Consider the following 13,709-nt stretch of genomic DNA (forward strand, 5'->3'; position numbering starts at 1 on the left):
ATTGGGCTATTTTTGCTGAATAAGTTCTAGGCTTATTTTTGATAAGTGGCGAACTCAAAAGCAATCCCTGTTTTGTCATCATGGTGCGATTCACTAGTTATTTTTTTAAATTCGTGTGGAATTTCAGGGTAATGAGCATCACCTTGAACATCAAGCTGTACATGGGTCAATTCTAAACGATCAGTGATATCAATCGTCTGTTTAAAGATTTCTCCACCACCAATAATAAAAATTGACTCAGGTTTTTCGGATGCTTTGACATCAGGAATGGCTTGTTCTAAAGCGTCTTCAATACTATGTGCAACTTTAACCCCTTCAAATGTCCAGTTTGGATCTCGAGTAATGACCCAATTGACACGTTTAGGTAAGGCACGACCCATCGATTCGAGGGTTTTTCGCCCCATCACCACCACACCACCTTGGGTGATTGCTTTAAAGTGTTTGAGGTCTGCTGAAATATGCCAAGGTAAATCATTACCTTTACCAATGCAGCGTTGTTGATCCATTGCCACGACATGCACGATTTCGAAATTTTGATAGGCCATAAGAAACTCTTTTTAACTCCTCTCAACAAGCAGATAGAATGGGGTGAAGAGAGGAGGATAAATATTAAATACGTATTTTAAACTGCGACAGGGGCTTTAATGGCAGGATGTGATTCATAGCCAATGACTTCAATATCTTCAAATTTAAAATCAAAAATATCCGTAATTTCAGGATTGAGTTTTAATTGGCTCAACGTTAAAGGCTCACGACTGAGTTGTAATTGTGCTTGCTCAAAATGATTCACATACAGATGAGTGTCACCCCCTGTCCAAACAAAATCACCGACAGCCAGACCACAGACTTGTGCAATCATATGCGTCAGTAAGGCATAACTGGCAATATTAAATGGCACGCCTAGGAAAACATCTGCACTACGTTGATAGAGTTGACAAGAAAGCTTGCCATCTTGAACAAAGAATTGGAATAATGTGTGACACGGTGGTAGTGCGACTTGTCCAGCTTCTTGAGGATTCCAACCCGATACGATTAAACGACGCGAATTAGGATTGGTTTTAATTTCATTAACCAACCATTGAATTTGATCAAAACCATCTTGCTCATACAAGCCATCTGCTTTTTTAGTTGCACCGAAATTACGCCATTGGTGACCATAAACAGGGCCGAGTTCACTTTCAGGACGGCCAAAACGCGCAGTTTGTTCTGCAGTAGCCCATTCATCCCAAATTGATACTTTGTTGTCCTTTAAGTATTGGACATTAGTATCACCTTTTAAAAACCACAATAGTTCAATGACGATAGAGCGGAAATGAACTTTTTTAGTCGTCAGTAAAGGAAAACCTTTAGCAAGATCAAAACGCATCTGATGACCAAATACAGAACGTGTCCCTGTCCCTGTACGGTCGCCTTTATCGCCGCCGTTGTCGAGGATGTGTTGTAGAAGGTCTAAATACGCTTTCATAAAAATTCCAAATTAAGCTCTTAGCGACATTTGCTGTCGTTTAAAAAGGGCATGTCATATTCTCGATGAACCTAGCAGTTTATACTAATCTCTAGATATTTTTAATAGTACATAACAAGAGAGAATAACGATGAATGTGAATTGGAATGATATTCCTGAGGCGATTCAGCCATATAAAGATAAAATTTTAATAACGGCTCAATCCAGTTTCGAAATGTCTTTAGTTTCTGATGAGCATTTGGCTTTATGGCAAAGTAAAGTCGGCGGGGAGCCCTATTTACCTTTGAAGCATCAATATCCTGTTGATTCAAATAATGTTCCACTTAAACTGCTGGCGCAAATTAATTTTGCAGAATTGCCTTTGCATCCAGATTTACCTACAAAAGGTATTTTACAGTTCTTCATTGGTGGTGATGATCTATATGGTGCTGATTTTGAAAAGGGGCAAAAACAGGAGGGATTCCGAGTTTTATTTTTTGATGATGTGATGCAAGAAAAAACTCAACTTCAGCAAGATTTTGCTCCCCATTTATCTCGATTTACAGATGAAGAGTACTGTTCACCACTTTCAGGTCAATATCGCATCGAATTTAAACCCGTTGTTCAATATATCAGTGTTGATGATTTTGCTTTTGGACAGAAAATTTTAGCTGTTGAACAGCTTTATGATTTTGAGGAAAAATTTGAGGGTGAAGATTTTTATGATGAATGGTTAGAACCGTATTGTGAAAAATTCTCTGCAAATGGACATCGATTGTTGGGCTATCCTTACTTCACTCAATCTGATCCACGGGAGTATGAAAAAAATATTCAAGACTATGTCTTGTTATTACAAATTGATAGTGATGCGAATGAAGGCAACGATATTATGTGGGGCGATGTCGGTGTTGGTAACTTTTTCATTCATCCAGATGACTTAAAAAAACGTGACTTTTCAAGGGTTTTATACAACTGGGATTGTAGTTAATTGTATTATAAATAACTACTTATTCTAAAATAGGCAGTTAACTTTTAAGAAAAAATTAAGGTTGGTTTTAATTTAAGCAGTGCTAAAAGATCAGTGCTATTTTTTACAAAAAAGTATTTTTTAAAATCTAATAATAAAGAGTGAGTTAAAGTATTCTCATTTACAATAATAAATTTGCTTACATTTTTTGATGTGGAAATTTAAGATTCGATGCTTACTATCCCTGCTTCACGAAATGAAGTTGCGTTGTTTAGAGCGTAACTAATTCTTTGAGAGACGTTAGAGGTTTAAGCATGATTTATGACCAACATGTTGATGTATATGATAATGTTGCGCCTGCAAGTCATATTGTAATTCGATCCACAGCATCACAGAGTTATCCACCTGAAGTGAAAAAGCATTCCACCTCTAGAAACAAAAAAGTTGAAGAGGGCGGTTTTAGAAGCTTTAGTTTTGACAATGCATATCAAATTGATGTGAGTAAATTCACTCAAAAGTTAGCCGGTATTTCGAGCAGAAGAAGTTCTGCAAAGTGTGCCAAAAGCATCCGTATAGCCTTAGAAACAGCAGGAGCACGCTTTGTCCAACATCCTGTTGCCGCAGCAGATTGGGGTAATACCCTGACTAAAATTGGATATCGACAGATTCAACCCGCATTTGATCACCCTAAAAAAGGTGATATCTATATTATCAATAGAACCAATAAGCATCGATATGGGCATATTGCTGGATTTACGGGCTTAGAATGGGTCTCAGACTTTAAGCAACGCAGCTATGACGTCTATAAAGATGCTCAAGTTACTTATGAATATTATCGAATAAATTTATAAAAAATAGGCGAAAATTAGGCATTGTTAATGTGCTAAGCGTATTTAAAAGGAAGGGAATATGACTAGGAACTTCCTTTTATTTATTCAAAACGTTTTGCTCGATTTTCATAAATTGACACAATAAACAAGCCAATCGCACTAAAGCCAAGGCATTGGATTGCCAGATAGATTTTATTTTGAGTTGGTAGTAATTGAATTAAAGTGACTAGGCTGATGATTGAAAATAGAATTTGAAAGCCTTGTTGATATAGATGTTCATTTGAAATTTTTAGTTCCAACTTTCTCAGTAGATGAATTATGAGACCAATACTCAGGCTGATTCCTACAAAGAGTGGTGTCAGCTGTTGTATCGATGAACAAATATAAATAATCGCACAGGTCAGGATACACACGATGAGTTTTATTTGTCGTGTACATTGTTTCGAATACCAAAAGTTGAACATGATGAAAAGCTTACTCTGATTTGTTGTTATGTAATAACGATAGCGGAGAAAAGAGACAGACAGCTAAAGCCATAAAGCCAATACCTTGGGCACCAGGCATTAGAATTTCACCATTTTGCATGTTCTTAAAAATAAGCGCGATTAATAGCGCAATCGGAATCCAAGTTAACAATCGGTAAACTAAGCCGCTTGGATTTTGAGCAGTAAAATGTGTTTTACAATAGCGACAGATTAGAAAAATAATGCCTGTACCTAAAAACATCAAAATTGCAGCAATGGTGAGCGGTTGAATTGTATAGAGAACCGCTGTCGTAATTGCAATCACGATAAGAATCAATAATTTTTTTGTCAGCGATGTTTGAGGATTAAACCAAAATTCAAGCATAGTTCATCAAAATAAAAGGTATTCAGATAACTTTAGCATAGGAAAAAAAATGAAGCACTGCTTCATTTTTTCGCAAGAAGGTTATTGGTACAGCTTCATTTTTTTCAAGATGATTAAAAATATGGCTGCATTATTCGCTATGTGCAGCTTAGTTTGGGGTATTTTTCTGTGGACCCCAGTCAAAAATTTTCTTCTGGTAAGCGTACCAAATCATCCATAGACCGATCAAAATCATCGGTAAAGAGAGCATTTGACCTTTGGTCATCCAGCCAAACAAGATATAGCCTTGATCGGCATCGGGTTCACGGAAGAACTCCATAAAGAAGCGAGCACAGCCATAACCCATTAAAAATATTGCCGAAACAGCATAACGAGGACGAGGTTTAGCACTATAAAACCATAAAATGATAAACAGTAATAAACCTTCACATAAGGCTTGATATATCTGTGAGGGGTGACGAACCAATTGCAAAGGATCTGTTGGGAAAATCATACCAAATGCAAAGTTGGGGTCTGAGACTTGGCGACCATATAGTTCACCACCAATAAAATTACCAATACGTCCGAACATCAAACCTGTAGGTACGCACGGCGCAATAAAATCCAGCGTTTCAAACCAAGTCTTTTTATATTTATGGCACCATAACAACATGGCAACCATGACACCTAAAAAGCCACCATGGAAGCTCATACCACCCGTCCAGACTTTAAATAACCAAATGGGATCAACCAAGAACTTGTCAAATTCATAGAAAATCACATAACCAATACGTCCACCAAGTACCACCCCTAAAGCACCGTAAAATACTAAATCCGAAACCATATCCGATGACCACTGATCACGTTGTTTGGCACGATAGGTTGCAAGCCCCCAAGCGCATAAAAATGCCAATAAGTACATTAGTCCATACCAGTGTACTTGCAAGGGACCCAGTGCAACTGCAACGGGGTCGATATTTGGGTAGGTCAGCATTCCTGTTCCTTGATTTTCTGTTTTGCACAGATTTTAGCTGAAAGATATAAAAAATGTTGTACATTCAATGTGTAAAAGTAAAAGAGAATAACTTATGTGTATTGTGGCACTGGCTTGGCAGGTTTTGGATGATCAGCCCTTATGTTTACTTTCCAATCGAGATGAATTTTATCATCGACCTAGCGCGCAATTACAGGCTTGGGAAAACAGCCCAATCATTGCTGGGCAAGATTTACAGTCTGGCGGAACTTGGATGGGAGTGACTGCACAAGGCCGATGGGCCATTGTGACTAATTATCGTGATGCTACTGACAAAAAAACCTATTCAACCTCACGAGGAAAATTGATTCAGGATTTTTTAGAATCGAACCAAACCCCAATCCGCTTTGCGCAAGCACTGGAAAAAATCCAATGTAATTATGCTGGTTTTAATTTATTTATTGGGGATGTCGACCAAGCAGTGTATATGAGTAATCGTGGTGAGGCACCACAAGTATTATCGACAGGGGTCTATGTGGTTTCAAATGGCTTACTTTCAGATGATTGGGAAAAGACCAAACACTTGAGGAAACGCTTTACTCAAGAATTTTTACCGATGATGCAGTTATCTTCGCTGCCTGAAGCGAATCTGCAATACGCAGCGTGGGATATTTTGGAAGATGAACGGAAAATCTTTCCTGATTTATTGCCCGAAACTGGGATTCATCCTGAAATGGAACAATTGCTTTCTTCTACCTTTATTCAAAGTCCAATTTATGGGACGCGTTGTTCCAATTTCTTACGAATCACTCAGCAAAAAATAGATTGGATTGAAAAAACACAACAAGGTGAACATGCTGGAGAGCTGGTTCAACAGGTGCTCGAGTTCAGTTGATTTATGCAGAATTTAGTTAGAAATATATATTTATATAAATATCAAAGATGAATAGCGTAATAAAAGCCAAAATTACAGACTTTTATTACACTATTTTAGATTTCAGCTGTTTTGCGCTGTTCAAGAATTTTGCCCAATAGCAGACCTATTTCAAAGAGTAGCCACATTGGAACTGCTAGCATAATCATCGAAATCGCATCGGGTGGGGTCATAAACATAGCAATGAAGAAACACCCAACAATAATAAAACGGCGTTTTTCAGCCAAGGTTTTTGTGGTGACAAAACCAATTAAAATAAGCACTAAGGTAATAATCGGAATTTCAAAAGTGACCCCAAACACTAAAAATAGCTTTAAGCAAAATGCCAAATAGCTATTAATATCAGTCATTGGCGCAACGGTATCTGGTGACACACTCATGAAGAAATGTAGAATAGAAGGTAAAGCAACAAAGTAGGCAAATGCAATTCCAGAATAAAATAGAAAAATGCTGCCAAATAATAAAGGAAAAGCTAAATTCTTTTCTTTTTCATACAATGCTGGTTTTAGAAATGCCCAAATTTGATAAATCACAAATGGCATGGCCAACATTAATGCAATAAAAAAGTTCAGCTTAAAGGGTGCCATAAATGTTGCGGTAACATCTGTGGCAATCATGGTGGAGTTGAGCGGTAATTGGGCTCTTAATGGTTCAGATAAGGTCGAATAAGTTTTATTGGCAAACGGCAGTAAGCAAAAAAAGATAACAATGAAAATCCCGACGATTTTAAAAAGATGCTGACGTAACACCATTAAGTGCTTGGTGATCGGCATTGCTTCAAGTTGAATTGGTTCTTCAGTTGGATTAGATGGGTTTTGAAGTTGTGGCGAAAGAGAAGTTGTCATACAGCCACCTGTAACTGCGCTGGGTAAACTGTTTCAACAGGCGGAATATAGACATCAGCGCACTGTTGTTGTTTTATCCACATTTTGAAGAAATAAAATGAGGGAACTGTAGGTTTTATAAAGTGATAGGTTAAAGATAAATTTTTATTGGACGATTCTGCTGCGGGTAATTTTTTTTCTGCAGCGATAATCGATTGTTGTTGTAACTCTTGCATCTGAGCCTGCACTTTTTGTTCCAGTTCTTGAATACGTTGCATTTCATTTTGCATTTGTTCGCGAAACTCGGACAGACGTAATTCACGATCGATATCATTTTGAACATTACTGATGACACGTTTGAATTTGCTGTACCATTTCGCAGCAAAACGTGCAGCTTCAGGAAGTTTATCAGGGCCTAAAACCAATAGAGCGATAATGCCAAAAACCAGAAGTTCAGAAAAACCTACATCTAACATGATTTACATCTCCCAGTTTAATGTTTCACTGTAGAGTTCACATCAGTATGATTATTTTGATGTTCTAAAGTACGTGGTTCTGTGAGAGATGCTGCAGTCGCTTCTTCATCTTTAATTGATTTTTTAAAATCCTTGACAGCACCACCGACATCTTTACCTAAGTTTTTGAGTTTTGATGTACCAAACAATAAAATCACCACGATTGCGAAAATGAGTACATGCCAAATTGATAAGCCAGCCATAGTTTTAACTCCTATTTTATTAAGCCTATATCAACAGTTAGATGTGACAACAAAGTGACGTAGATATTTCAATTTAAAGACAATCACTCAAAGTACAATTTAAAAAATGTTAGCATTTCAGCATGATCAATTTTTGGATGTATTTGAGTGGCGTTGTTATTCCCATTGTTGTCTTTTATGTGTGGCTTAATACTGGCATCAACAACATTGTCGACTCAGCTTAAAGCTTTACTATCTGCTTTATTGGCTCGCGTATTTATTCCGATTGTCATTATCTACAACATGGTGTTTTATCGGGAGGGCAGTTTAAGTTTGATGTTGTTTAGTTTCTTTGCTGCATTTCTGTTGTTTTTTACTTTTTTAGCCATTTCCAAAGATCGCTTAGCATCACTCTGTTTTAGTTATACCAATATGGCATGGCTGGGATTTCCGATTGCGGTAGCACTATTTGGTTCAGAAATTAGTTCAGCGATGATTGCCTTATATATCGGTGTTTCAATTTTTGGTAATACTTGGGCAGTCACTTCTGTTCGCTCAGCAGCACAATCATTTAAGGAAATTATAAAGAAAGTGATGCAGTCGCCACCCGTTATTGCATTATTCATCGCGCTTATATTTAGGGGGCTAGACTTTCATCATTTGCATAATCATCTATGGATAGATGAAATTTATAATGTTGCAAAGTGGGGCATGAGTTTTGCAGGTATGTGTGTCTTGGGCTTATGGTTACGTCATACTCGTGTTAACAAGCGTGATTTATTGCAAAGTTTGAAAGTTGCAGGCTTAAAATTAGTATGTGGTGCTATTTTATGTGGCTTGGCATATCAATTCTTAGCCATTCCACATATCCATGAATATATTGGAGTCATGTTTTTATTATTTTGTTTACCCCCAGCTGCCAATATTGTGGCATTGGAAACGCATTATCAAGGAACGGGGATTTCGGCTAAATATATTGCTTCAGGAACGATCGTGAGTTGTGGTATTTGTTCTCTATATGGTCTAAGTTTATATTTTATTTAGTTTTTAAAAAGTAAAACCCTTCACGCTAGCAGAGGGATTTTACTTTTTAATGCTAAATGATCTCTTTAAAAAGAAAAAATTAGCTGACTATACTTTTACGGAATAACTGCATCGCTTGACCACGATGACTAATTTTATTCTTTTCTTCTTTTGACATTTCAGCGCTCGAAATATTTAGTTCAGGTAACCAAAATAAAGGATCATAGCCAAAACCATTTTCGCCACGTGCTTGCTCTAAAACTTCACCTTGCCAGATACCTTGGAAGATTTGAGGAAGGGGATCATCGGCATGTTGAACCAGAGCCAATACACATACAAACATCGCCTGAATTGCTTCGCCGTTTTTACGTAACGGTTTTAAACTTTCCAAAAGCTTAAGATTGTTGGCAGTATCATCGCCATGTTCACCAGCATAGCGAGCAGAATATATTCCAGGGGCACCATCCAATATCGGTACACAGATACCTGAATCATCTGCTATCGCAGGTTTACCTGAAATACGAGCAGCATGACGGGCTTTAATAATGGCATTTTCAACAAAACTTAAACCATCTTCAATTGCATCTTCAATATTCAACTGACCTTGAGGAATCACATCTACAGGGAGGTTTAATTCGGCAAACATTTTGGTAAATTCTGCAATTTTACCTTTGTTGTTACTGGCGAGTACCAGTGTTCCTTGTGCTAACCAATCTTGTGTCGACATTGTAAAAAGCTCTCATCTTGAATAGGAATCATTTTAGCTGATTTTATGGATTGTATGATGCCAATAAAAAAAAGCACCCGAAGGTGCTTTGGAAAACAGGGCAACATTATTGCGCTTGAATCCATTTGTCAGCACGATCACGTGCGGTACGAATTTGATCAGGGGTTAAGTTTGCAGCTAGCGCCGTCTTCTTGGTTTCAGACATATTGATGACTTTATTGTCTAACATACCATCACGGGTAGACAGCTCATACCATTGGTATGCACCCATATAGTTTTTCTTTTGTTCTTCCATTACGGCAAGATTGAAGCTAGCACGGTTATCCCCATGACTGGCTGCTTTTTCAAAGTATTGGCGTGCAAGCGTTTCGTTGATAGATGTGCCCATACCATCGGCATACATCCGCCCAACATTTAATTGAGCAGATGAAATACCTTGATCGGCAGCAGCTTTAAACCAACTAAATGCTTGCTTTAAATCTTTACCAATTTCATTACCCGATTGATAACGGGTTGCCAAATAGAATTGAGCTGCAGGTTGTCCTGCTTTAGCCGCTTTCTGTAAATCAGCAACGCTCATATGTGCGTATTGTGCTGCCATTGCAGAAATGGATTGTTGCTGCTGTGGAATATAGTCTGCATGGGCTTGAACATTGAGCAACCCCAAAAATAATGTACTGCTTAATAATATTTTTTTCATAGAGCACTCACTCGATAAATAGCGACCTCGCCGAACAAATTAGGCAAATGCTTACTCAGCATACTGCCTTGTTGGTTCCCATTTACAGCGAGTCGATTAATAATCTTAATCTGATTTTCTGCACACAATGCTTCAAAATCACGAAAGGTACATAAGTGGATATTCGGCGTATTATACCACATATAGGGTAGTGCCTCGGAAACAGGCATTCTTCCTTTCAATGCCAAAAAAGAGCGTGTCTTCCAATGTGCAAAGTTTGGAAAGGTAATAATGGCTTGTTTACCTACACGAACCATATCTCGTAACAAAACATCTGGTGCATCAACAGCTTGCAATGCTTGTGCCATAACCACATAGTCAAAAGATTGATCAGCAAAGCGTCCTAAACCAAGATTTAAGTCTTGTTGAATAATATTTAACCCTCGACTGACCGCAATTGCAATCTTTTCTTGATCGATTTCTAAACCGTATGCACGGATTTGCTGTTTTTTGCTCATTTGTGACAATAATTCGCCATCACCACAGCCTAAATCAAGCACACTTGCACCTGGGGTAATCCATTTTTCAGCGAGTTGTTGATCTATACGCATTACACAGTCTCCTGAGGTGTTGCTTCAAGGTGCTCAGGGCCACCTAAAAATGCACGTAATGTTTTGACATACAGCGGAATAGGGAAGAGGAATGAGTCATGGCCTTGTTCTGCATCAATATCGATATAGCTCACAGGCTTATGACTGCTAATCAGCGCATCCACAATTTCCTGTGAACGTTGTGGGCTAAAACGCCAATCGGTAGTAAATGATACGACTAAAAAGCGGCACTGGGTTTTCAACATCGCTTTGGTGAGAGATAAATCATATTCTCGTGCGGGATCAAAATAATCCAAAGCTTTGGTCATGATTAAATATGTATTGGCATCAAAGTTACGACTAAATTGTTCACCTTGATAACGTAGATAGCTTTCAACTTGGAACTCAACATCAAAACCATACATAAAGTTGCCTGATTTTAAGTCACGTCCAAATTTTTGTTTCATAGCTTCTTCAGACAAGTACGTAATATGTCCGACCATACGTGCCAAGATTAAACCGCGTTTAGGATAACTATCCTGTTCCAAATAACGGCCGTTATGAAAATCTGGATCAGACAAAATAGACTGACGTGCCACTTCATTAAAGGCAATATTCTGTGCAGAAAGTTTGGGTGCGCTGGCAATAATCACACAATTTTTTAAACGATTAGGATAGTCAACGGACCACTGCAAAGCTTGCATACCACCGAGTGAGCCACCAATAATGGCATACCAGATTTCTATACCTAAACGATCTGAAAGCATCGCTTGGGTTTTAACCCAATCACGAACAGTGACTAAAGGAAAATCAGGCCCATAAGGTAAATTATCATTTTCAGGATTAGGTGATGTTGGGCCAGTAGAGCCGCTACAACCACCGATATTATTCAGTGCCACTACAAAGAACTTTGAGGTATCAATGGCTTTTCCAGGTCCAATACAGGCATCCCACCAGCCTGGTTTTTTATCATCGGCATGATGATAACCTGCGGCATGATGATGTCCTGATAATGCATGACACAATAAGATTGCATTGGATTTGTCTGCATTGAGTTTGCCGTAGGTTTCAACCATGATGTCAAAACGTGGCAATATGCGACCACATTCAAGCTCTAGAGGCTCTTCAAATTGGAATTTTTGCGGGCTAACGATGCCCACTGAGTCAGCTGGAAAAGACACAGGAATAATTCGCCTTAAAATCTTTAGGATGAATAACAAAAGGATACCACCGAGGGTATCCTTTCAAAAGTAATTTATAGTGCTATTACATATCGTTATTGCTTATACCGCAGCAGCAATCACGTGTTTGGTACTTAACACGCCTTGTTCTATTAAACGGTTGGTACATGCAATAATAGCTTCAATTGACGAGGTCACAATATTGTCGTGTACACCTGCACCAAATGCAGATTTACCGGTACCTTTAACTTGAAGTTCGATTAAGGCTAAGGCTTTTGCATGTGCACCTGAGCTAATACTACGTTCTTCATAATTTAATACATCAATCGGCAATTGTAAGGCATTTAAAATTGCAGAAATAGGACCGTTACCTTCACCACGTAAGTGTTGAATCTCACCATCAACCACCAAGTCAAGCTCGATTACTTGATTGCCATTATCATCCGATAATCTGTAATTTTTCGCAGAATAATGTGCATCTTTCACTGCAACATAGGTATCTTGGAATAACGTCCAGATTTCTTGTGAGGTGATTTCAGTACCTTGTTCGTCGGTATGTTGTTGAACTTTTTGAGAGAATTCAATCTGTAAGCGACGTGGTAATACCACGTTGTAATTAGACTCTAATAAATATGCGATACCACCTTTACCTGACTGGCTATTGACACGAATCACCGCATCATAATCACGGCCTAAATCTTTCGGGTCGATAGGTAAGTATGGCATATCCCAAATTTCTTCACCTTTTTGGAATTCAAAGCCTTTTTTAATCGCATCTTGGTGTGAGCCTGAGAATGCAGTAAAAACTAAGTCACCTGCATAGGGATGGCGTGGATGCACAGGTAAGCCAGTACATTCTTCGACAGTGGCAATAATTTCATTGATATTAGAAAAATCTAATTCTGGTGCAACCCCTTGGGTATACATATTCAAGGCAATGGCTGCAACGTCGACATTACCAGTGCGTTCACCATTACCAAATACACAGCCTTCCACACGATCCGCACCAGCCATAATGGCTAATTCTGATGCTGCAATACCGCAGCCACGGTCATTATGACAATGTACCGAGATGATCACACCATCACGACGTTGTAAGTTACGGTGCATCCACTCAATTTGATCGGCATATACATGTGGCCCAGAAACTTCCACAGTTGCAGGTAAATTTAAAATGACTTTATTGGTTGGCGATGCTTCCCAAATTTCAGTCACTGCATCACAGACGTCTTTGGCTACGTCTAATTCAGTCGCAGAGAAACATTCAGGACTATATTGGAAAATCCAGTCGGTATTTGGATATTGCGCTGCATATTCTTTAACTTTTTCAGCGGCACAGGTGGCTAATTTTTTGGCACCAGCCACATCAACATTCAATACTTTTTGACGGAAGGTTGGTGAGTTTGAATTATAAATATGCACGATAGCACGTTTAGCACCTTCCAAAGCTTCGAAAGTACGTTGAATCAAATGATCACGTGCTTGAACTAAAACTTCGATGTATACATCATCAGGAATATGACATTCTTCAATCAACTTACGGGTGAAGTCAAAATCAATTTGAGAGGCAGAAGGGAAGCCAATTTCAATATGTTTAAAACCAATTTTGACCAACATTTGGAACATTTTAAATTTTTGTTCAATGTTCATTGGCTCAAAGATCGCTTGGTTACCGTCACGTAGGTCGGTACTCATCCAAATGGGCGCTTTATTAATTTCATTATTTGGCCATTGGCGGTCTGGTAAGTCCACACGTTGGTACATGCGACGATATTTTTTACTTGGATCTGCCAACATCATGTGAAACTCCTGGTGTAGGATCGGTTGCTCTAATCTTGGGTAAAGGCAACTTACTACTCATATAGATTATGTCTATTCTAGCGATTTACAAGCACAATTCGGAGTTCTATCGCCTAAAGTGGCATAAAATTATGCGTGGATGTAACACGGCATAAAGTAAAACTCAGTTATCTTGTAAACGGATTAAGTTAAGATTAATTTTAAAAGACTTG

General features: G+C 38.4%; 17 protein-coding genes. 4 read left to right on the plus strand and 13 right to left on the minus strand.

Annotated features, from left to right (window positions below):
- Nucleotides 1-32: 32 nt before the first annotated feature.
- Complete coding sequence (locus tag B9T28_RS10850) at nt 33-545, minus strand: dihydrofolate reductase (RefSeq protein ID WP_086204004.1); 513 nt, start codon at nt 543-545, stop codon at nt 33-35.
- Between the two features lie 77 nt (nt 546-622).
- Complete coding sequence (gene thyA / locus B9T28_RS10855; RefSeq protein WP_086204005.1) at nt 623-1,465, minus strand: thymidylate synthase; 843 nt, start codon at nt 1,463-1,465, stop codon at nt 623-625.
- 130 nt (nt 1,466-1,595) lie between these two features.
- Here thyA and B9T28_RS10860 point away from each other — a divergent pair, with 130 nt between their 5' ends.
- Together B9T28_RS10860 and B9T28_RS10865 are read left to right on the plus strand one after the other, a co-directional pair.
- Nucleotides 1,596-2,432 (plus strand): YwqG family protein, encoded by an 837-nt coding sequence (locus B9T28_RS10860; protein WP_086204006.1) that lies wholly within the window; start codon nt 1,596-1,598, stop codon nt 2,430-2,432.
- A gap of 293 nt (nt 2,433-2,725) precedes the next feature.
- Entirely contained in the window at nt 2,726-3,262 is a 537-nt protein-coding gene (locus tag B9T28_RS10865) for a CHAP domain-containing protein (protein ID WP_086204007.1), read from the plus strand.
- Nucleotides 3,263-3,342: 80 nt separating this feature from the next.
- Here B9T28_RS10865 and B9T28_RS10870 read toward each other — a convergent pair whose 3' ends face one another.
- The 3 genes from B9T28_RS10870 to lgt all read right to left on the minus strand — a co-directional run bounded on the left by B9T28_RS10870 (nt 3,343) and on the right by lgt (nt 5,063).
- Nucleotides 3,343-3,705, minus strand: a complete 363-nt coding sequence (locus B9T28_RS10870) for a hypothetical protein (protein WP_086204008.1) — start codon at nt 3,703-3,705, stop codon at nt 3,343-3,345.
- Between the two features lie 10 nt (nt 3,706-3,715).
- Entirely contained in the window at nt 3,716-4,090 is a 375-nt protein-coding gene (locus B9T28_RS10875) for a hypothetical protein (protein WP_086204009.1), read from the minus strand.
- Nucleotides 4,091-4,238: 148 nt separating this feature from the next.
- Nucleotides 4,239-5,063, minus strand: coding sequence for a prolipoprotein diacylglyceryl transferase (gene lgt, locus B9T28_RS10880; RefSeq protein ID WP_086204010.1), 825 nt, complete (start codon nt 5,061-5,063; stop codon nt 4,239-4,241).
- A 94-nt stretch (nt 5,064-5,157) separates the two neighbouring features.
- On the opposite strand from lgt, the gene B9T28_RS10885 reads away from it, so the two are divergent.
- Nucleotides 5,158-5,937 (plus strand): NRDE family protein, encoded by a 780-nt coding sequence (locus B9T28_RS10885; protein WP_086204011.1) that lies wholly within the window; start codon nt 5,158-5,160, stop codon nt 5,935-5,937.
- A 95-nt stretch (nt 5,938-6,032) separates the two neighbouring features.
- On the opposite strand, the gene tatC is transcribed toward B9T28_RS10885, so the two are convergent.
- From tatC to tatA, 3 genes are all read right to left on the minus strand, one after another.
- The gene (gene tatC, locus B9T28_RS10890) at nt 6,033-6,749 is read right to left on the minus strand and encodes a twin-arginine translocase subunit TatC (RefSeq protein WP_434057137.1); all 717 of its coding nucleotides are present in this window, start codon (nt 6,747-6,749) and stop codon (nt 6,033-6,035) included.
- A gap of 68 nt (nt 6,750-6,817) precedes the next feature.
- Nucleotides 6,818-7,276, minus strand: a complete 459-nt coding sequence (gene tatB, locus B9T28_RS10895) for a Sec-independent protein translocase protein TatB (RefSeq protein ID WP_086204013.1) — start codon at nt 7,274-7,276, stop codon at nt 6,818-6,820.
- 17 nt (nt 7,277-7,293) lie between these two features.
- Entirely contained in the window at nt 7,294-7,518 is a 225-nt protein-coding gene (gene tatA, locus B9T28_RS10900; protein ID WP_086204014.1) for a Sec-independent protein translocase subunit TatA, read from the minus strand.
- A 147-nt stretch (nt 7,519-7,665) separates the two neighbouring features.
- On the opposite strand from tatA, the gene B9T28_RS10905 reads away from it, so the two are divergent.
- The gene (locus B9T28_RS10905; protein WP_086204015.1) at nt 7,666-8,541 is read left to right on the plus strand and encodes an AEC family transporter; all 876 of its coding nucleotides are present in this window, start codon (nt 7,666-7,668) and stop codon (nt 8,539-8,541) included.
- 79 nt (nt 8,542-8,620) lie between these two features.
- Here B9T28_RS10905 and rdgB read toward each other — a convergent pair whose 3' ends face one another.
- From rdgB to leuA, 5 genes are all read right to left on the minus strand, one after another.
- Entirely contained in the window at nt 8,621-9,247 is a 627-nt protein-coding gene (gene rdgB, locus B9T28_RS10910) for an RdgB/HAM1 family non-canonical purine NTP pyrophosphatase (RefSeq protein ID WP_086204016.1), read from the minus strand.
- 106 nt (nt 9,248-9,353) lie between these two features.
- Entirely contained in the window at nt 9,354-9,947 is a 594-nt protein-coding gene (locus B9T28_RS10915) for a tetratricopeptide repeat protein (RefSeq protein WP_086204017.1), read from the minus strand.
- A complete protein-coding gene (metW, locus tag B9T28_RS10920) occupies nt 9,944-10,537 on the minus strand; it encodes a methionine biosynthesis protein MetW (protein WP_086204018.1) in 594 nt (197 codons plus the stop codon). The genes B9T28_RS10915 and metW overlap by 4 nt, the downstream gene beginning before the upstream one ends.
- Nucleotides 10,537-11,697, minus strand: coding sequence for a homoserine O-succinyltransferase MetX (gene metX, locus B9T28_RS10925; protein WP_086204019.1), 1,161 nt, complete (start codon nt 11,695-11,697; stop codon nt 10,537-10,539). Before metX ends, metW begins: the two co-directional genes overlap by 1 nt.
- A gap of 102 nt (nt 11,698-11,799) precedes the next feature.
- Entirely contained in the window at nt 11,800-13,497 is a 1,698-nt protein-coding gene (gene leuA, locus B9T28_RS10930) for a 2-isopropylmalate synthase (RefSeq protein WP_086204020.1), read from the minus strand.
- Nucleotides 13,498-13,709 lie beyond the last annotated feature (212 nt).

The sequence above is a fragment of the Acinetobacter silvestris genome (assembly GCF_002135235.1).
GTDB lineage: Bacteria > Pseudomonadota > Gammaproteobacteria > Pseudomonadales > Moraxellaceae > Acinetobacter > Acinetobacter silvestris.